At 42.9% G+C, this 19,174-nt stretch carries 17 protein-coding genes and 1 pseudogene; 13 read left to right on the top strand and 5 right to left on the bottom strand.

From position 1 onward, the window contains the following. The first annotated feature begins 398 nt into the window (after positions 1 to 398). From aceA to gatB, 5 genes are all read left to right on the top strand, one after another. On the top strand, positions 399 to 1,679 hold the full coding sequence (aceA, locus tag CU635_RS04085; RefSeq protein WP_101575905.1) for an isocitrate lyase: 1,281 nt from the start codon (positions 399 to 401) through the stop codon (positions 1,677 to 1,679). 208 nt (positions 1,680 to 1,887) lie between these two features. Continuing rightward, on the top strand, positions 1,888 to 2,331 hold the full coding sequence (locus CU635_RS04080; RefSeq protein ID WP_101575904.1) for a YueI family protein: 444 nt from the start codon (positions 1,888 to 1,890) through the stop codon (positions 2,329 to 2,331). Between the two features lie 324 nt (positions 2,332 to 2,655). After that, positions 2,656 to 2,946: an Asp-tRNA(Asn)/Glu-tRNA(Gln) amidotransferase subunit GatC gene (gene gatC / locus CU635_RS04075; protein WP_101575903.1), complete on the top strand. Its 291-nt coding sequence runs from the start codon at positions 2,656 to 2,658 to the stop codon at positions 2,944 to 2,946. 12 nt (positions 2,947 to 2,958) lie between these two features. Further along, positions 2,959 to 4,407 (top strand): Asp-tRNA(Asn)/Glu-tRNA(Gln) amidotransferase subunit GatA, encoded by a 1,449-nt coding sequence (gene gatA / locus CU635_RS04070; protein WP_101575902.1) that lies wholly within the window; start codon positions 2,959 to 2,961, stop codon positions 4,405 to 4,407. Positions 4,408 to 4,419: 12 nt separating this feature from the next. Continuing rightward, on the top strand, positions 4,420 to 5,847 hold the full coding sequence (gatB, locus tag CU635_RS04065; protein WP_101575901.1) for an Asp-tRNA(Asn)/Glu-tRNA(Gln) amidotransferase subunit GatB: 1,428 nt from the start codon (positions 4,420 to 4,422) through the stop codon (positions 5,845 to 5,847). Between the two features lie 56 nt (positions 5,848 to 5,903). Here the strand turns inward: gatB and CU635_RS04060 are convergent, their stop codons facing one another. From CU635_RS04060 to CU635_RS04050, 3 genes are all read right to left on the bottom strand, one after another. After that, a complete protein-coding gene (locus CU635_RS04060) occupies positions 5,904 to 7,538 on the bottom strand; it encodes a methyl-accepting chemotaxis protein (RefSeq protein ID WP_425427501.1) in 1,635 nt (544 codons plus the stop codon). Positions 7,539 to 8,095: 557 nt separating this feature from the next. Beyond that, on the bottom strand, positions 8,096 to 9,574 hold the full coding sequence (putP, locus tag CU635_RS04055) for a sodium/proline symporter PutP (protein WP_101575899.1): 1,479 nt from the start codon (positions 9,572 to 9,574) through the stop codon (positions 8,096 to 8,098). A gap of 113 nt (positions 9,575 to 9,687) precedes the next feature. Continuing rightward, positions 9,688 to 10,704, bottom strand: coding sequence for a hypothetical protein (locus CU635_RS04050; protein ID WP_101575898.1), 1,017 nt, complete (start codon positions 10,702 to 10,704; stop codon positions 9,688 to 9,690). A gap of 186 nt (positions 10,705 to 10,890) precedes the next feature. Between CU635_RS04050 and CU635_RS04045 the strand changes: the two genes are divergently transcribed. Together CU635_RS04045 and CU635_RS04040 are read left to right on the top strand one after the other, a co-directional pair. Continuing rightward, complete coding sequence (locus tag CU635_RS04045) at positions 10,891 to 11,448, top strand: thioredoxin family protein (RefSeq protein ID WP_101575897.1); 558 nt, start codon at positions 10,891 to 10,893, stop codon at positions 11,446 to 11,448. Between the two features lie 18 nt (positions 11,449 to 11,466). Continuing rightward, entirely contained in the window at positions 11,467 to 12,546 is a 1,080-nt protein-coding gene (locus CU635_RS04040) for an NAD(P)H-dependent flavin oxidoreductase (protein WP_101575896.1), read from the top strand. A gap of 24 nt (positions 12,547 to 12,570) precedes the next feature. Here the strand turns inward: CU635_RS04040 and plsY are convergent, their stop codons facing one another. After that, the gene (plsY, locus tag CU635_RS04035) at positions 12,571 to 13,191 is read right to left on the bottom strand and encodes a glycerol-3-phosphate 1-O-acyltransferase PlsY (RefSeq protein ID WP_101575895.1); all 621 of its coding nucleotides are present in this window, start codon (positions 13,189 to 13,191) and stop codon (positions 12,571 to 12,573) included. A 196-nt stretch (positions 13,192 to 13,387) separates the two neighbouring features. Between plsY and CU635_RS04030 the strand changes: the two genes are divergently transcribed. Then, entirely contained in the window at positions 13,388 to 14,182 is a 795-nt protein-coding gene (locus CU635_RS04030; protein ID WP_101575894.1) for a class I SAM-dependent methyltransferase, read from the top strand. A 309-nt stretch (positions 14,183 to 14,491) separates the two neighbouring features. Here the strand turns inward: CU635_RS04030 and CU635_RS04025 are convergent. Continuing rightward, positions 14,492 to 14,595, bottom strand: a pseudogene (locus CU635_RS04025) (VOC family protein); the annotation flags it as partial. A gap of 123 nt (positions 14,596 to 14,718) precedes the next feature. On the opposite strand from CU635_RS04025, the gene CU635_RS04020 reads away from it, so the two are divergent. The 5 genes from CU635_RS04020 to CU635_RS04000 all read left to right on the top strand — a co-directional run bounded on the left by CU635_RS04020 (position 14,719) and on the right by CU635_RS04000 (position 19,162). Continuing rightward, positions 14,719 to 15,900, top strand: coding sequence for an alanyl-tRNA editing protein (locus CU635_RS04020; RefSeq protein ID WP_101575893.1), 1,182 nt, complete (start codon positions 14,719 to 14,721; stop codon positions 15,898 to 15,900). A 104-nt stretch (positions 15,901 to 16,004) separates the two neighbouring features. Further along, a complete protein-coding gene (locus CU635_RS04015; RefSeq protein ID WP_257988079.1) occupies positions 16,005 to 16,568 on the top strand; it encodes an RNA polymerase sigma factor in 564 nt (187 codons plus the stop codon). Beyond that, positions 16,565 to 17,038 carry a hypothetical protein gene (locus CU635_RS04010; protein ID WP_101575891.1) on the top strand — a complete coding sequence of 158 codons (474 nt, stop codon included), beginning with the start codon at positions 16,565 to 16,567 and terminating at the stop codon, positions 17,036 to 17,038. The genes CU635_RS04015 and CU635_RS04010 overlap by 4 nt, the downstream gene beginning before the upstream one ends. After that, the gene (locus CU635_RS04005; protein WP_101575890.1) at positions 17,038 to 18,114 is read left to right on the top strand and encodes a hypothetical protein; all 1,077 of its coding nucleotides are present in this window, start codon (positions 17,038 to 17,040) and stop codon (positions 18,112 to 18,114) included. The genes CU635_RS04010 and CU635_RS04005 overlap by 1 nt, the downstream gene beginning before the upstream one ends. Positions 18,115 to 18,220: 106 nt before the next feature. Then, a complete protein-coding gene (locus tag CU635_RS04000) occupies positions 18,221 to 19,162 on the top strand; it encodes a hypothetical protein (protein ID WP_101575889.1) in 942 nt (313 codons plus the stop codon). Positions 19,163 to 19,174: the final 12 nt, after the last annotated feature.

Below are 19,174 nucleotides of genomic sequence, written 5' to 3'. Positions count from 1 at the left end.
TAAGTAAGTACAGTACGAATAACGGGATAGGTTTGTCTAATTATGGATAATCAACACTCATGTATTTTTCTATTAAAAAATAAATCATATTACGCAAACCGGCTTTTTTTCAGTCGGTTTTTTATTTTTGGTTGAATTAAGTTGCAAATCTTGGTTTAGCGTAAAAATATACAGAAGAAATTTGTCGAAATAAAATTCTGAAAAATCACATAAAAACAGTTTGCAATTTCAAAACTCTGTTATATAATACAAACATGATTAAATTTATTGTATTATAACAAAGATAATTGGAGGGTAAGATGGTTCAAAAAGTTCCGCTAAAGGTTGTTGAATTCATAACTTTACAAAGGTTATGTGATTTTATAGTTTAATAGACCATTTTTAGGAGGAAAACAGTTATGACAGATCAAAGAGTGCAAGAGTTGCAGGAAAGCTGGGAACTGGATCCACGCTGGCGGGGGGTTACCCGTCCGTACTCGGCAGAGGATGTGATCAAGCTGCGCGGTTCAATTGATATTGAACATACTTTAGCGCGCCGGGGAGCAGAAAAGCTCTGGAACCTTGTCAAAGAAGAGGATTTTGTGAATGCCCTCGGCGCTTTAACCGGAAATCAGGCAGTCCAGCAAGTAAAAGCCGGACTAAAAGCGATTTATTTAAGCGGCTGGCAAGTGGCTGCCGATGCCAATCTTTCCGGGCATATGTATCCCGATCAAAGCCTGTATCCTGCGAATAGCGTGCCGAGCGTGGTAAAGCGGATTAACCAGGCATTGCAAAGAGCCGACCAAATCTATCATTCTGAAGGTGACAACTCGATTGACTGGTTTGCACCAATTGTTGCGGATGCAGAAGCAGGCTTTGGTGGCCAGTTAAATGTATTCGAATTAATGAAAGGGATGATTGAAGCAGGTGCTGCAGGTGTTCACTTCGAGGACCAGCTGTCTTCCGAAAAGAAATGCGGTCATCTCGGTGGTAAGGTATTATTGCCAACACAAACAGCCGTCCGCAATTTAATTGCGGCTCGCTTAGCAGCGGATGTCATGGGGGTCCCAACGATAGTGGTCGCGCGGACAGATGCGAATGCAGCTGATTTGATTACGAGCGATGTGGATCCATATGATGCACCATTTATTACGGGTGACCGTACTCCGGAAGGATTTTTCAGAGTGAAAGCGGGATTGGAACAGGCAATCGCCCGCGGTCTCGCCTATGCTCCATATGCAGATCTGATCTGGTGCGAAACATCAGAGCCTAATATCGAGGAAGCAAGACAATTTGCCGAAGCGATTCATGCGAAATACCCTGGTAAATTGCTAGCCTATAATTGCTCGCCGTCTTTCAACTGGAAGAAAAAACTTGATGATGAAACGATTGCCCAATTCCAAATCGAGCTTGGAAAAATGGGCTACAAGTTCCAATTTGTCACATTGGCTGGCTTCCATGCCTTAAACCATAGCATGTTTGAGCTATCACGCGGCTATAAAGAGCGCGGAATGGCAGCGTATTCAGAGCTCCAGGAAGCCGAATTTGCAAGTGAAGATCATGGATATACTGCAACAAGACATCAGCGTGAAGTTGGAACGGGTTATTTTGATCAAGTTTCGATGGTCATCACCGGCGGAACGTCGTCGACAACTGCTTTAAAAGGATCGACTGAAGAAGCTCAGTTTACTGTTTCTTAAACCCGTAAACGGTAATCTAATCTGATCACTACCTAATTTCTCCCTATCTATCCCTTCTTGCTTTATAAAGAACGCGGAACTATCTCCGTACTTCTTTATAGGTGAGAAGGGTTTTTTTTACCCGAATAGGGAAATCCTTTTCAGTGAGCACTTTTTTAGACGCAACGGCATAAATAATAGTAGCCTTAAGATATGGGAGGTGACCAGCTTGCCAAAATCGAGTGTGGATGATTATATCCAGCAGGGAATTCATGGCCAGAAGGAAACGAAGCCGGATGAACGGCGAAAGTTTTTGGGAACGCTTCGTGAACGGATCGTAGGAGTGTTAACGAAACAGCAAATTAGGGAAGCGGGAATATACGAAGAAGCCGAAACACTCATGAAACAAAATCCAAATGCCCACCTTTATTTAAATGGAGATATGGATTATGCCGATTTGTCCAAATACATTAAAATTGCAAAAAAGTGCAGGCTTGAATACACGATCGTAACAAATAAAGAGCAGGATACAGAGATCGGTCTTGTTCTCGCCTATAGTTATGCAATTGATAAAGAAGATATCGAGATTAAGCAAAAAGCTAAACCGGAACATACAACAACAAACAAGAAACAAGGAATTTTTTCGTTCTTAAATAAAGTTTTTAAAAAATAAAGCTGAAGCATGAGCCCGGTTTATTTCAACCGGAACATTTTAATCAGGCTGATTCTTCTTCAATCCATCTCCCCCTCATATGAAACTTCCAAAAGCTCTCTTGAAAATTTTTCAGGATTCAGCTGCTCCCTTCACATCTTGTAACCCATCATAAGATACGGCTGGCTTCAATGGATAAATTTGTTTTTTCGCCCAGTGATCTATCAAAATATAAACCGGCTGAGTTTTTCTAGGGAAAACCCGGCCGATTGTTGCTTAATTCAAGCAAATTTTGATATGATCATAATTATTGTGACTGTTCGAACATTATTGGGGGTGACTCGTATGTCAAGGATTTCTAAGGATCAGGTACAGCACGTTGCCAACCTGGCACGACTGGCAATCACGGAAGAAGAAGTTGAAAAATTCACAAAACAGCTGGATGCAATTATTTCCTTTGCTGAGCAACTAAATGAAGTAAATACGGACGGTGTTGAGCCAACGGCCCACGTTTTAAATATGAAGAACGTCTTGAGAGAGGACAAGCCAGAAAAAGGGCTGCCGCGTGAAGATGTTCTGAAAAACGCACCTGATCACGAAAAAGGGCAGTTCAAAGTTCCGTCGATTTTAGAGTAAGGAGGGAGAAACATGAGTTTATTTGACCAGAAGGTTTGTGAGCTTCATGAACAATTAAATAAAAAAGAAATCAGCGTATCTGACCTTGTTGATGAATCCTACAAGCGAATCGCAGCTGTTGAAGATAAGGTTCATGCTTTTTTAACGCTGGATGAAGAGAATGCGCGTGCTGCAGCTAAACGGTTAGATGATCAAGGAGAGTTGAAAGGTCCTTTGTCCGGTATGCCAATTGGGCTTAAGGACAATATTGTCACGAAAGGCTTGCGCACTACGGCCGGTAGCAAAATCCTTGAAAACTTTGACCCTATTTACGATGCAACTGTTACACAAAAACTACAGGATGCCGGAACAATCACGATCGGCAAACTAAATATGGACGAGTTTGCGATGGGTTCATCCAACGAAAATTCAGGTTTTCAAAAAACGGAAAACCCATGGAATCCTGAGACGGTACCAGGTGGTTCTTCCGGCGGCTCTGCTGCTGCGGTTGCGGCGGGACAAGTTCTCTTTTCACTAGGGTCTGATACAGGTGGTTCGATTCGCCAGCCTGCTTCATTCTGCGGCGTTGTAGGTTTAAAGCCAACGTTTGGACGTGTTTCTCGTTTCGGGCTGATCGCATTTGCCTCTTCCCTCGACCAGATTGGGCCAATTACACGTACAGTCGAAGACAATGCATATTTACTTCAGGCGATTTCCGGCCATGATCCGCACGATTCCACGACAGCTAATATTGATGTACCGAATTTTGTTGAAGCCTTAACGGGTGATGTGCGAGGCCTGAAAATTGCAGTGCCGAAAGAATACCTCGGCGAAGGTGTCGGTGAAGAAACACGCCAATCGGTTCTGGAATCTTTAAAAGTGCTAGAGAAGCTTGGTGCTGTCTGGGAAGAAGTTTCCCTTCCACACTCCAAATATGCGCTCGCCACTTATTATTTACTGTCTTCCTCTGAAGCATCAGCTAACCTCGCCCGTTTTGACGGTGTCCGTTACGGTTATCGTACTCCTGATGCCGAAAACTTAATTGATCTCTACAAGAAAACGCGTGCTGAAGGATTTGGTGACGAGGTAAAACGGCGGATTATGCTCGGGACGTTTGCGCTAAGTTCCGGATATTATGATGCTTATTATAAAAAAGCGCAGAAGGTTCGGACGCTGATCAAAAAAGATTTTGATGATGTGTTTGAAAAATATGATGTCATTATTGGTCCGACGACACCGACACCGGCTTTTAAACTTGGCGAGAAGATCGATGATCCACTAACGATGTATGCCAATGATATTTTAACGATTCCGGTTAACCTTGCTGGGGTGCCAGGAATCTCTGTTCCGAATGGTTTTGCAAATGGTCTGCCGCTCGGGCTCCAAATCATCGGCAAGCATTTTGACGAAAGCACGGTCTACCGGATTGCCTATGCGTTCGAACAGGCAACTGAATTTCATAAACAAAAACCGCATTTGTAAGGGGTGAGAAGATTGAACTTTGAAACGGTGATTGGCCTGGAAGTACATGTGGAATTGAAAACTGACTCGAAAATTTTTTCAGCGAGTCCGAATCATTTTGGAGCTGAACCGAATACGAACACAAGCGTAGTCGAGCTGGGGTATCCTGGTGTTCTGCCGGTGTTAAATAAGAAGGCAGTCGATTTTGCGATGAAAGCCGCGATGGCGTTGAACTGTGAAGTTGCTTCGGTTACGAAGTTTGACCGCAAAAACTATTTTTATCCCGATAATCCGAAAGCCTATCAAATTTCACAGTTTGATAAACCGATTGGCGAACACGGCTGGATTGAGATTGAGGTGAACGGGGAAAAGAAAAAAATCGGCATTACCCGACTCCATTTGGAGGAAGACGCCGGGAAATTGACTCACGAACAAGGCTATTCGTTGGTCGATCTCAACCGCCAGGGTACACCATTAATTGAAATCGTTTCTGAGCCTGACATCCGCACTCCGGAAGAAGCGTATGCATACTTGGAGAAGTTAAAGTCGATTATCCAATATACCGGTGTTTCCGATTGCAAAATGGAAGAAGGCTCACTGCGTTGTGACGCGAACATTTCCCTCCGTCCTGTCGGCCAGGAACAATTCGGCACAAAAACAGAGCTGAAAAATTTAAACTCATTCAACTTTGTCCGCAAAGGACTGGAGCATGAGGAAAAGCGCCAGGAAGAAGTGCTTCGTTCCGGTGGCGAGATTCAGCAGGAAACCCGCCGTTATGATGAAGCAACAAATACAACGATACTAATGCGTGTCAAAGAAGGTTCGGATGACTATCGCTATTTCCCTGAACCGGATTTACTTGATGTTTATATCGATGACGAGTGGAAAGCGCGGATTCGCGCTGAAATCCCTGAATTGCCGGACCAGCGCAAAAAGCGCTACATCGAGGAATGGGGATTGCCTGCTTATGATGCTTCTGTCTTAACCGTTACAAAGGAAATGGCTGATTTCTTTGAAGCAACTGTGAATGCCGGTGCAGATGCAAAGCAAGCATCGAACTGGATTATGGGTGATGTCTCAGCCTACTTGAATGCCGAGCAAAAAGAGTTGGCAGAGACAGCACTGGCTCCTGAGGGATTGGCAGGCATGATTAAGCTGATTGAAAATGGGACGATTTCTTCCAAAATAGCCAAGCAAGTATTTAAAGACCTAATTGAAACAGGCGGAAACGCAGAGAATATCGTGAAAGAGAAAGGGCTTGTCCAAATCTCTGATGAAGGGGCACTTCTCAAAATCATTCATGAAGTGCTTGAAGCAAATCCACAGTCGATCGAAGACTACAAAAATGGAAAAGCGAAGGCGATTGGCTTCCTGGTCGGGCAAATTATGAAAGCGACGAAAGGCCAAGCCAACCCGCCGCTCGTCAACAAGCTGTTAGTTGAAGAAATCCAAAAATATTGATCAAGCTATAACAGAAAAACGCTTAGGAATTCTAAGCGTTTTTTTCATCCATTACTTTAGAAAGTATAATTCTTAACAATCGAATTTAGCTCGTCACCTATCGCAGTTAAGCTGTCAGCTGATCTTGACATATTTGAAATAGCTTTGATTTGCTCGTCAACAGATGCGGTAATTTCTTCTGTAGAAGCAGCTGTCTCCTGGGAAATGGCAGATACGTTTTGAATGGATGCTGCAATACCCCCACTTTGAACGGTAATCGTATTAATTTCACTGTTTAACTGTTCAATAGCAGTAATTGTCTGTTGAACGGCTGTTTCGATTTCGGCAAATTCAGATTCTGTATTGGAAACAGCTTCGGTTAACTCAGTCGATAGTTGGATCGTTTCCGCCATTGTTAACACAGTCGCTTCCGTTTCTTGTTCGATTCCTAGAATCATATTATGAATCTGTTTCGCTGCCTGGTTTGACTCCTCAGCAAGCTTCCTTACTTCTTCTGCAACGACCGCGAACCCTTTCCCGTGTTCTCCAGCTCTTGCGGCTTCAATACTTGCGTTTAACGCAAGCAAATTCGTCTGCTTGGAGATGCCTTCAATTGATTGGGTGATTTGCGAAATATCCTGGATTTTATTATAAAGGCTTGTTATACCCATGCTTATCTTATCTGAGGCTTCCATCGACTGCTCGTTTGATTGCTTAAGCGAATTTATGATCAATTTACCATTTTTCGTGGCTTTGTCCGAGTGTAACGTAATTTCCTTTATAGCATGCTGCTGTTCATTCATTTTTTCAATCGATCCTGTTAGACTCTCAATGTTTCGGCTTGTTTCTTCAATGTCACTGGATTGCGATACCGTACCTCTTGAAATCTCTGACATCGCAACACCAATTTGCTCACTGCTTGCGCTTGTCTCTTCAGATACTGCTGAGAGCTCGGTTGCCGCGAATACAAGACTTGAACTGGTTTCTCGTAACTTTTCCATTTGGCTCTTAAGTCCCGCGGACATTTTGTTGAAGGAAATGCCGATCTGCCCGATCTCATCTTCAGATTCAGCCAACTTGGGAATATTCAGTTGCCCATTGGCAATTAGCAGGGAAGCGTCGGAAGCAGCACGTAACAATCGTATTTTTGGTCTGGCCATAAAGTGAAAAACAACAAGGCTTGCCACTGTGATGACGACCGTAATCATCAAGATTAATAATTTTAAATTGTCGATTCCGGCATAAAACTCGTCCGTATATGCGCCGACTCCGATATGCCAATCCCATGGCTCGTAATAAACCAAATAAGCCATTTTTTCACGCTCATTCGTTTCTCCAGGATTTGTCCATCCATATGTATAATAATGATCTTCAAGACTTTCAGCCCGTGCCGCTTTTAAAATATTCCGAATCACATATTCACCCGTGTTGTTCTTTGTATCATATTTATCTTCGCCGATTGGCAGAGAAGGGTGCATTTCAACACGAGCCTTGGAGTTATAGGCAAAAAGATAGCCTTCTTTCTTGTATAAAAATGGTGTCTTTGAAAAATCATACACTTTTTTGCCATCTTTCTCGATTTTAGGCCCATTGAAAATTTCTCTCGCCTTTTCTTTTGCCTGTTTAACTGTTATCTTGCCTGATTCCACATCTTCATTGAGCAATTCCAACGTTGGAATCGCCCCATCCGCCAAATGCTTTAAATCCAGCATGCCACTGTTCATGAGTTCTTTTTTAGCGAAAGTGTAGCTGATAACCCCGATGGAAGTGCTAATGACGATAATAATAATAGAAATTAATAATAATAACTTAACTGAGATTTTTTTAGAGAAATTTAATTTTCGAGTCACAAAAATACCTTCCTTTATCCCATTTATGTTGTAGATTTCTAATATATCTGAAGAAAATTTAATAAGTGACCAACAGGGAATGGGCTACTTTAATTAATTTTTCGTATTTTCATGAAAACGGATACGATATGATTATACCGCTTGGTTCGATATATAGGACTATTGTCACTAAAAGTTCGGTTTTTAATGAATAAATAGTTGTATTAAAAAGTAGTGAATAGAACTAATAAGATAATAGTTATCATTTATTGAAAGAATATTAAGATTTATTCGACAAATTAACTTAATATTTCCCAGGAAAAGAAGCGGGATCCAAAAAAACAAGAAGGCCTTGACCCAATGATTGATATACTTGAAAACTTCACCAACTAGAGTCCAAATAAAAAAGGTTCACCCGTTTAGGATGAACCTCTTCATGTTTATTCACTTTTCAACAGCCTGATACTTTCCTCAAACTCTTTGTTAATTTCTTCATTGTTCTTATAGGTCAGCATGCTGACGACGACAGAAACGATCAGGTTAACAAGAAATCCAGGGACGATTTCATACAGTGTCTCGCCATAACCTGCCAGGGACCAGGCAATAACTGTTGCCGCTCCCGCAATCATTCCAAACAGAGCTCCCCAATTTGTCATCCTTCTCCAAAAGAGGCTTAAAAGGATTACAGGCCCAAAGGATGCTCCGAAACCAGCCCACGCATATGCAACGAGATCTAAAATGGTGTTGTCCTGTTCAAGGGCAAGAAGCGCGGCGACGATGGAGACGATCAGAACTGCCATGCGCCCGAAAAAGACGAGTTCCCTGTCTGTAGCACTTTTCCGTAATAACGCTTTATATATGTCTTCAGTTAAAGCACTTGATGTGACAATTAATTGCGAAGAAACTGTGCTCATAATCGCGGCCAGGACTGCGGCAAGCATAAATCCGGCAACGAGTGGGTGGAACAATATTTGCCCTAGCTGAATAAATACTGCCTCTGGATTTTCGAGTGTATACCCAGCATTTTGATTGAAAAAGGCGATTCCGACCAAAGCTGTAAATGCAGCTCCGAGCAATGAAAAAATCATCCAGTTCATTCCAATCAGGCGGGCACTCTTTGTTTCCTTCACAGATGTAATCGCCATAAAGCGGACAATAATATGGGGCTGGCCGAAGTATCCAAGTCCCCATGCCATTGCAGAGATAATTCCAATAAAAGTTGTACCTGTAAAGAAATTAAGCAATGTCGGATTGATGGTTCGAATCGTCGCAAACGTTTCTGCTGGCCCGCCCGTTTCAAAAAACGCAAAAATCGGAACAAGCAATAAGGCAATCACCATCATTAACCCCTGGATAAAGTCGGTATAGCTGACGGCAAGAAATCCGCCAAACAGCGTGTAGGCAACGGTAACTCCGGCAACAATAACCAAACCTGTATAATAGCTTAAGTCAAATGAGCTTTGAAAGAATACTGCGCCAGAAACGATGCCAGAAGAGACATAGAAAGTAAAAAAGATAAGAATAACGAGTCCTGAGACTATTCTAAGCAGGCGTGTATGATCTTTGAAGCGGTTTTCCAAAAAGCCGGGAATTGTAATTGAGTTGTTGGAAACTTGCGTATAAGTGCGAAGGCGCGGTGCAACAAACAGCCAGTTTGCGTAGGCACCCAGCGTCAAGCCAATGGCAATCCAAACGCTTGCCAATCCATCTAAATAAATGGCACCCGGCAGTCCCATCAGCAGCCATCCGCTCATATCAGCCGCTCCGGCACTCAATGCCGTAACAGCAGGACCAAGTGATCTTCCACCAAGCACGTAATCAGTTAAATTGCTTGTCCTGTGATAAGCATACCCGCCAATAAATAACATGCCGGCCATGTAAATGCTGATAGAAATCAGCTGTAATACATCATCAGACATTCGATGTCCCCCTTTGAATTATTGTATAAATAATTTTTATATACAAAATATTCTACCATTTATTTCTCATTACACGATAGCACTTATTAATATAGTATTTTTTAATCTTATCCTTACTGAAAAGATCTTGCGTGCTCTTCGAAAAGCATCATCATATCTTCATATGTGTATGCATTGAAGAGCATTCCTTTATTATCAAAAATATAATAAAGAGGTTTATCAAAATCTTTATCGACAGCAAACGGTGACTCGGCCAAAACATGAATTTCGCTGATAACAGCCATTTTTTCATGTTCTCGTAATCTTTGCGGAGAGTCATCATTCTCATCCAAAATCATTAAGACAGAAAACTTGCCTTCTTCTTTAGCATACCAATTGGGACTGACAATCTCTATATCAAGGGTTTCGCTTAGCCACGTAATCAAAGCATTCGTATCAGCCGTGTTAAAAATGAGCTTTTCCTGATCGAAAATAAAATATGCCGGCAGACTCGGGGGAGGCGGAAGCTCGGGAAATTGGGAAATAAATTCATCCATATTCATTGCGGTTCCGTTCATTATCGTCTCGCTTGCAAGTTCGAACGGGAGGTTTACCCACATACTTTCTCCCGGAGGTTCTACCTGTAAAATAGACAGTGTCTCTTTCTGATCGGATAAAAACTCTTGATAGGAGACTTTTTTTTCAACTTCCGCATCAATAATGTATGTAGCCTCGCCTTTTGCCCATTCTACCTTGATTGCTTGCGTATATCTATCAGGACGATTCGGGAACGTAAATGTTCCGTTGTTCCACATGTAGCCATCCCAATATATTTCAAGTCCATACGGATCCCACCAGCCATAAGTAATGTTTTCCGGCTGTTCATCATATTTAATCTTTAATTCAGATAAAGGATCAACGAGGACTGGCTTCTTCCCTTGAATAAGATCTCCCGGAGTGATGTCCTTGTTTTTTTCTTTCTGGTTGTTCCATCGATAAGGACCCAGCAGTGGCTTGAGTTCTTTGCCGTTAGCAGTAACAATTGGCAGCGGCGGTTTTTCTTCCTGGTAAAGCTTGTAACGGTCAAAGGCAAACATAATCCCTAAAGCAAGCAAAATGATTCCACCCCGCCATACCCATTTCTTTTTCACTTTTCAACCACCCCTTTGTCGAATATTAAAGTTTAGTCGGTAATTTATGGTTCAATATATGTCATGAACTTTTATACCTAAATTGTACCTTAAAAGCGGGAAATTTGACGGTAAAATTGTCAAATGGATATAGTGGTTATAAGTGATGATTTGAAATATTCTCAACAAAGCAAAGGAGTGAGCAAAATGGCATTAACAGAGTGGTTTGACAAAGGATTAACCTATGAGCAGTACAGGCAGGGTATGGCGGTTAATGGAGAAGGGATGGACTCGATCATGGCCCGCTTTTCTCTTCCGGATCGGGAAAAAGAGAAGCTTACTAATGTAAAAACGGAGAAATTGCGAGCAATTGTCCTCACAGAAGACTGGTGCGGTGATGCGATGCTCAATAATCCAATCCTGGTAAAAATTGCTGAAGACGCCGGCATCGAAGTTCGATTCCTGCTGCGTGACAGCAATCTTAAGCTGATGGATCAGTACTTAACGAACGGCACAGCAAGGTCGATTCCCATCTTTATTTTCATCGATCAAAATGGGGCAGAAAAAGCAGTATGGGGTCCGCGTGCTCCTGAAATTCAAAAAATAGTGGATGAAGAAAGAGCCCAGTTGCCTGACAAGGAAGATCCCGATTTTAAAGAAAAGCAAAAAGGAATGATCGGCAGGTTGACAAAAGCTTATGTTGAAGATCAACAGATTTGGGAAACGGTGGCACGCAGCATTGTCCATACATTGACCGGAGATTAAGTAAAGGAGATGGAGAACATGCCATGGCATCACAATGCTGTGACCGAGTTGTTGGGCATTACCTATCCAATCTTTCAGGCGCCGATGGCTGGCGGAATTACCACAGTTCAACTTGTCAGTGAGACATCCAACCAGGGCGGACTTGGGAATCTTGGTGCCGGCTATTTAACGGCGCTACAGATGCGTGATGATATTGAACAAATAAAACAATCGACAGCAAAGCCATTTGGCGTCAATCTATTCGTGCCGGCTGCTCATCTTGATGTAGACGCGCACCAAGCAGGTGCTATGAAAAAGCTGTTAACCAAATATAAACAGCTTCTTCAAATAGATGGACAGTTTCCTGAATTAACGAAGGATTACCATGGCCTTTTTACCGAGCAAGTAGAAGAAGTGTTGCGCGCAAAGGTTCCGGTTTGCAGCTTTACTTTTGGCATCCCTGATCAAGCCATTTTAAAAGAGTATAAAAAGACTGGCGGCATATTGATTGGAACTGCCACGAATGTGAAAGAAGCAGTTGAGTGGGAAGAGGCTGGAGCAGATCTCATTGTCGCCCAGGGCAGCGAAGCCGGCGGGCATAGAGGAACATTTGATGAGGAAAACAAGGGTATTGTCGGGCTCATCGCTCTTGTTCCGCAGATTGTAGATGCGGTTCAAATTCCCGTGATCGCAGCAGGCGGCATCATGGATGGCCGCGGGATTGCCGCCGCACTGCTTCTCGGAGCAACGGGCGTTCAGCTTGGGACAGCCTTTATCGCGTGCGCAGAAAGTGGTGCCGCTCCGGTTTATAAAGAGGCGGTTTTAGAAGGAAGCGAAGATCAGACTGTCCTGACGAAAACTTTTTCCGGAAGGCTTGCACGAGGACTCAGCAACACTTTTATCGAAGAAATGGAAGCTGCAGGTGAAGGACCGCTGCCGTTTCCTCTTCAGAATGAGCTGACCGGGTTAATCCGCAAGCAGGCGGGTGCCTTAAAGAATAAAGAATACATGTCTCTCTGGGCTGGCCAGGGAGTGAGAATGGCAAAACGGGAAACGGTCGCTTCCTTGCTTGCTAGGCTTATAAAAGAAACGAATGCAGCCATAGAACTGTTTAAATAAGGAAAGGACGCAGCTGTCCTTTCTTTATTGTTTCTTAGCTAATGAGTCGATTCGGTCATTTTTTAAATTTTTATCATTGATTTTTGGTTCTTTTTTATCAATAAAATTGCGAATGTTCGTGCGGTGCAGGAATAAAAGAAATAAACTAAAAAGTGCAAATATAATTGAATGTTCGACATTTCGTTCCATGATTGAATAAATAAACAAGGAAATTCCGACGGACAGGGATCCGAAAAATACATACTTTGTTAAAGCAATCGTCAGAAAAAATGCTATATATGCAGTGAGAAACATCCAGGCATTCGCTACGAGAAGTGCACCTGCCGTGGTTGCAATCGCTTTGCCGCCCCGAAACCCGGCAAAAAGGGGAAAGCAATGGCCGATGACCGCGATAAGGCCCATGTAAAGGGGATCAGCCTCAACTGCAAACAAAGTTGGAAGAAGTGCCGCTGCCGCACCTTTGCCTACATCGATAAGCAAAACAATCACAGCCGCTTTTTTACCAAGCACCCTAAAAGTATTGGTGGCGCCCGGGTTGTTGCTGCCGTAATCACGAATGTCAATTTTAAAAAACCATTTTCCGATGAGCAATGCTGTTGGAATAGAGCCTAATAAATAGGCAATGATGCCGAATAACACAATCATCTGTTTGCCATCCTTTTTGTGTAGTTATATGAACGTTTTTTCTTCACTTATCATATTTCTATAGATGACGATGCCTCCTTCCGTACTCGAAAGAAAATCTAACATACTCCGTTATTGTTTTCATTAGCATTCTACCATATAATGTCTCTATTAACAGCGTTATTCATAATATTTAGAAAAATAAGGTGGTTAAGTGATGGAAAAAGTTAATTTTGGAACAGTAGCAAAAAGCTATGCTCGTTCCCGCAATGATATTCCGAACACCTTTTTTGAGAGCCTGCAGCTGCGCAATGTGAGTTTTGAAGGCAAGAAAGTGGCCGATATCGGCTGTGGCTCGGGAACATTGACGAGAAAATTAATGCTTAGAAAGGCGGATGTTATCGGTATTGACCCGTCAGAGGAGCTGCTTAAAGAGGCAGCTGCCATTAATAAAGACAATTATTTAAATGTATCCTATAAAAAAGGGACGGCAGAAGCAACCGGTTTGGGCGAGGGTGAATACGATATTGTTACTGTGATGCGCGCCTGGCATTGGTTTGATCGGGAGGCTGCTTTAAAAGAGATTAATAGAATTCTTAAAAAAAGAGGGACACTCATTGTTGCTGACTCCGGTTTTACATCCGGCCATCCTGTTGTTGAAAGTACATTTGCGGTGATTAAAAAATATTTGAAAGATGGTTTAAAACCGCCCGGTTCGAAAGGACAATCAAATCAGCGAATAAATGGCTTCCCGGTCGAGTGGTTTGAAGAATGGCGCTTAAATAGCTTTGAACTGAGAGACTTTTATAAATTCGATTATACAGTCACATTTTCAAATGAGCAATGGATCGATAGAGTCGAATCTGTATCATGGCTGGCGGGAATGAACGATTCTGAAAGACAGGCAGCATTATTGGAGCTTTCCGGTACAATTGAAAAACAGTATGGAGAAGAAGCAACCCATGCAATTGGCCACTCCTGTTATATTTGCATATTGAGGAAACAGGGTTAAGGTAATGAAGCTTCAGGATAGGATAATAATTAGAAAAATGCAGATTGAAGATTTTCCTGCTATGGCAAGATGGCTCAGCACACCGGTAGTGCTCGAGTTTTATGGAGGAGTGGAAAATCCGTTTACTCTCGAAATGATTCATGAAAAATATGGGCCGCGCGTCCGCGGCGAGATTCCGGTCGTTCCCCACATCGTTCAGGCTGGAAAAGAACCAATCGGATTTATGCAATGCTATCAAACCACAACTGATGATAAACGGGAATATGGTTACCAGCCGGACGAGAATATAGATTTACTAAAATATTATTTTTATTTCTCCCAAAGTTCAATCCACCTTCCGTCGGGATCAGCAATCCAAATAAAGGTTCCGTATTCGCTGACTTCTGGCTCCTTTAAAGCGGTACACCAATCTTTAAAGATTAAGTCATGATATAAAAAGTTTTTTCGGTTATTCATTGAATTTCAGCTGTAAAACGACCAGAATAATAAATAGATTGATTTCTTGTTTTATTGTGAGCAAAAGGGGCGACCAATCAATGACCACTAAACTTTATTATCAAGATCCATATTTTAGAACCTTTGCAACGAGAGTAACGAAGCAGGCAAACGATGACGCAGGCAATTGGTTTGTTGTCGTTGAAGAAACAGCTTTTTATCCAACAGGCGGGGGCCAGCCGCACGATGTGGGTACCCTTGATGGAGTAACTGTCTTGAATGTCGAAGAGATTGATGGTGAAATCCGCCACTATGTTGATGGGTCTCTGCCTTTGCACGAGGAAATCAAAGGTGTGATTGATTGGCAAAGGCGCTTCGATCATATGCAGCAGCATGCCGGCCAGCATATTTTATCAGCCGCCTTTGAAGAACTGTTTGATTTTGAGACGGTCAGCTTTCATCTTGGCAAGGAATTGTTGACGATTGATCTCAATATTGGAGAACTGACAGAAGAAGCGGCAAACGAAGCAGAAAAGCGTGCCAATCAAATCATTCTCGAAAACCGCCCAATTGAAACGAAGTGGGTGACTGAAGAGGAGCTTTCACAATTTCCGCTTCGAAAGCAGCCGACAGTAACTGAAAATATTCGCCTTGTCATTATTCAAGATTTTGACTATAACGGCTGTGGCGGGACTCATCCAAAAGCAACCGGCGAGGTTACTGCAATTAAGATTTTGGGTTGGGAGCGACAGCGAAAGAGAATCCGCATCCAATTTGTTTGCGGAAATCGAGTTCTAGACCAGCTTCATAAAAAAGAACAGACCATCCGCCAACTCTGCCAGCTGTTAAACGCCCCGGAACAAGAATTGCCTGCGGCTGCCAGACGCCTGCTTGAATCAGGAGCAGAAAAGGACAAGTCCTTGCAGGAAATACGTGAGACGCTGCTCCGGTTTGAAGTGAAGGATCTTCTTGAACAAAGCGAAAAGCTGATTGCAAAAGTTTACCAAAATAGAACCATCCAAGAACTACAAATGCTTGCGCGCTTGCTTACAGCAGAAAAGGATGAACTTACGGTTTTATTGGTAACAGAAAACGATAGCCGGCTTCAGCTCGTTTGTGCAAGGGGCTCGCAGGAGACTGCCAATATGAAGCAGATCATTGCCGATGTGCTGCCAATCATCGCTGGAAAAGGCGGGGGCAATGAAGCGTTGGCTCAGGGTGGCGGCGAAGCGTTGGTATCAGGTCAGGAGCTACTGGACATTTTATTAGACAAAGTAAAATAAGGGGACAGTTCCGCGGTGCGTTAAACTGCTGCGGAACTGTCCCTAAATTTTTTTTATTTTGGCTGTAGGGGTAATCCGCTTTCGTTTCGTCTATTATTGTGTGAATCAGAAAGGGGGGGAGAGAGATTACAGATCAGGTTCTTATTGATAAGGTCAAGGGAGGCAGTGATCATGCATTCCGGCTGATTGTTGAAAAATATCGCAATGATGTGTTCCGGACCGCCTTTGCAGTATTGCGGGACCAGAAGGAAGCTGAAGATGCCGCCCAGGAAGTTTTTTTGAAAATCTACCTGTCTCTCCCCCACTATGAGAATCAGGGCTTTAAAACATGGCTGACGAGAATTGCCGTTAACCATGCCATCGATGTAAAAAGAAAGCAAGTGCGCCGGCGTGAAGATGTAATGGATCTGGTTGATGACTTGAATCCGGGCCACCCTTCCAGTGTAGAGATTGAGGTTATTACAAGGGAGAGACGCGATCTTGTCAGGAAAAGGCTTCACGAACTCCCGGAAAATTATCGGGACGTAATTTATGGCTTTTACATAGAAGAAAAAAGCTATCAAAAAATGGCAGAAGAACAACATGTCCAGGTGAAAACGATTGAAACAAAGTTATACAGAGCACGCCAGTGGATTAAAGCACATTGGAAGGAGGACGATTTTTCATGAACCATTTTTCGATAGAAGACTGGAAAAAATATCTGAAAAACGAAATAAGCGATGATGTCCGCGGGACATATGAAAATCATCTCTACTCCTGCGACCAATGTCTAGATCTATACATGCGCGCTTTATCTGAAGATGAAGCGGCATTACCGGCGATCGAAGCTGAAACGGACTTTACCAATGTCGTGATGAAGTCAATAGCCATCGTCAAACAGGCATCGCAACAGGAAAAACAACCTGTTAAGAGAGAAAAAAGGTATTATCAGACTTCAGCATTCCATTATGTTCTCGCAGCAGCGATGACGTTGTTGTTGATGGCAACGGGTGTATTCCAATCTGTTACGCGCTATACGGATACAGTCCAAAACACTAATTTTCAAGAAAAGCAGCCTTCAATTACGGAGGGAATTATGGATAGAACATTTACTTGGCTAGATTCTTTTGAAATGAAAAACAAGGAGGCGAATAAATAATGAAAAAAAATCCTCTGATTGCGTTTTTGCTGGCATTTTTCCCTGGAGGAGGGCTTTTATATTTAGGTAAAATACTAAGGGGTATTTTTTACACTGTAGCGGTTCTTGGCTTACCGATGTTTGCCTTCGTGATGATGAGTGTCAGCTATAATGAATCATTTATTGTGTTTGCGCTGGCTGGGCTATTGGTTTACATTGTGAATTTTATTGACACAGCGATTACAGCGTCAAAGCTTTATAAACAGCCTGCTCAATTTGAAGAAAATAAAAAGCTCAGTTCTAATGAAGAATCGGAACGCTTTTTTACGATTATCCTATCTTTTGTCCCCGGTGTCGGACATTTTCAACTCGGATTGATGAACCGGGGGCTGACATTGCTGGCAGCTTTTCTCGGGCTCGGAGTGATGGTGCTGTTTGTATCCATCCTTACCGGGCGCAGCGAATTTCTTGTTTTTCTACTAATTGCTCCTGTTATCTGGTTTTATGGTTTTTTTGATGCGATTCAGCAGCTGAATAAAAAACAGCATGGTGAAGAGCTGATTGACAGGACGATTCTTGAAGATTTTGAATTGAGAAGAGAAGAGGGAAAAAAGAGCAAAGCAATTGCGACGTTTCTATCAATTTTTCCAGGGGCCGGCCATCTTTATCTTGGTTACCAGCGCCGGGGCGTCCAATTGATGGCAGCCTTCCTGTTTTCGATGTATATTCTCGATGTTTTAAGGCTGGGGATCTTCCTGTTCCTCATTCCGATTATCTGGTTTTACAGTTTTTTTGACGGTATGCAAAAAGCAACCCGTTACGGGGATGGCCCGATCGAGGATATTCCGATCATTTCTTATTTCATTAACCATCAAAAATGGGTCGGAATCGGCCTCGTTGTGCTTGGCTTATATTACATGACCACGCATATGATACTTCCGGCTCTTTCACCGATGCTTTATGACATGATCGATATTGATTTACAGTATTGGTTTGACCGTTATTTCCAGACAGCCATCGTTTGCATTCTGCTGATTGGCGGGGGAATCAGGCTGCTGCTCGGGAGCAAACCGGCTAAAGAGGAGGTATCGAAATGAGAAAAATCGACAAAGGGAAAGCAGGAAAAATGTTGGCAGGGGTGCTTTTGCTCGGTGGAGGACTCGGGCTGCTGCTGAATGCTAATCGGAGAAAGCAGGTGGAGAAATGAGAACTTGGCGTGTCGGAACTTTTTCTATGGGAGCATCGCTTCTGTTCCTCGGGATTTTTTTGTTAGTCTCGAGAATATTCGGGTATAGCTTAATGAATATCATGATGGCCTGGTGGCCGACCCTGCTCGTTGTCCTCGGCCTTGAAATTCTCTTGTTCTTGATTTTGACCAAGCAGGAAAAGCCTTATTTAAAATACGATTTCTTGAGTATTTTGTTTGTAGGCTTATTGGGAACAGCAGGTATTGGTTTTGCGGTTTTAAGCTCAACCGGATTGATCGAAAAGGTAGAAGAAACCCTCAGTCGCCAAGAAAAAACATTGGATCTTCCCGGCTTTTCGCAAAACGTTGAGGGAGAAATAAGTCGGGTTGTTGTCGAAACCGAAAATTTCCCAATTACGATCGAAGGAACGACGGAAAGAGAAATTTCGATTTTTGGGAAATACCGCGCCCATCTCGGGAAAAATGAAGTGTTGGTTGAGGATGTCGAGGATTACCTATCGGTCCAGAAAAAAGGGGATTCTTTGTATGTGAGTATTAAAGGCCTTCCAAGTGAAACAGGGCCATTCGAACAGTACACATCACTGGACGTAACCTTGCTGGTTCCAAACGACTTAAAGCTGGAGGTTGCCGCTAATGAAAACGAGGTTACGATGAAGCCGCGCACTTTGCAAAACGATTGGAGCATCGATCGTGCGTCTTCGGTAGCCGTTCATTTGCAGGAGAACAGCGACATTAATTTATCTGCTGTAGGAGTCCAGGAGCTCAACAGCACAGGCCATGAGTGGCAGGTTTCCAGTCCCGAGAATCAGGAATCTGCGGGTGACCCAGCTAAGGAATATACAGAACCTAACAAAAACGGTTCTCTTAAAATGGGCGAAGGAACGCATCGCCTCAATATTATGAATACGTACAGTGTTAGTCTGAATAGCTTGCCATAGCTCTTACAGTGT

The sequence above is a fragment of the Bacillus canaveralius genome, assembly GCF_002860125.1.
GTDB lineage: Bacteria > Bacillota > Bacilli > Bacillales > Cytobacillaceae > Bacillus_BJ > Bacillus_BJ canaveralius.
This window is presented reverse-complemented; position numbering and strand designations above follow the sequence as displayed.

Bases quoted from the DNA above. Each gene is read 5' to 3' on its own strand.
- aceA (WP_101575905.1), top strand. From the start codon at position 399: ATGACAGATCAAAGAGTGCAAGAGTTGCAGGAAAGCTGGGAACTGGAT.
- gatC (WP_101575903.1), top strand. From the start codon at position 2,656: ATGTCAAGGATTTCTAAGGATCAGGTACAGCACGTTGCCAACCTGGCA.
- gatA (WP_101575902.1), top strand. From the start codon at position 2,959: ATGAGTTTATTTGACCAGAAGGTTTGTGAGCTTCATGAACAATTAAAT.
- CU635_RS04060 (WP_425427501.1), bottom strand. From the start codon at position 7,538: ATGCTGGATTTAAAGCATTTGGCGGATGGGGCGATTCCAACGTTGGAA.
- putP (WP_101575899.1), bottom strand. From the start codon at position 9,574: ATGTCTGATGATGTATTACAGCTGATTTCTATCAGCATTTACATGGCC.
- CU635_RS04045 (WP_101575897.1), top strand. From the start codon at position 10,891: ATGGCATTAACAGAGTGGTTTGACAAAGGATTAACCTATGAGCAGTAC.
- CU635_RS04040 (WP_101575896.1), top strand. From the start codon at position 11,467: ATGCCATGGCATCACAATGCTGTGACCGAGTTGTTGGGCATTACCTAT.
- plsY (WP_101575895.1), bottom strand. From the start codon at position 13,191: ATGATTGTGTTATTCGGCATCATTGCCTATTTATTAGGCTCTATTCCA.
- CU635_RS04030 (WP_101575894.1), top strand. From the start codon at position 13,388: ATGGAAAAAGTTAATTTTGGAACAGTAGCAAAAAGCTATGCTCGTTCC.
- CU635_RS04020 (WP_101575893.1), top strand. From the start codon at position 14,719: ATGACCACTAAACTTTATTATCAAGATCCATATTTTAGAACCTTTGCA.
- CU635_RS04010 (WP_101575891.1), top strand. From the start codon at position 16,565: ATGAACCATTTTTCGATAGAAGACTGGAAAAAATATCTGAAAAACGAA.
- CU635_RS04005 (WP_101575890.1), top strand. From the start codon at position 17,038: ATGAAAAAAAATCCTCTGATTGCGTTTTTGCTGGCATTTTTCCCTGGA.
- CU635_RS04000 (WP_101575889.1), top strand. From the start codon at position 18,221: ATGAGAACTTGGCGTGTCGGAACTTTTTCTATGGGAGCATCGCTTCTG.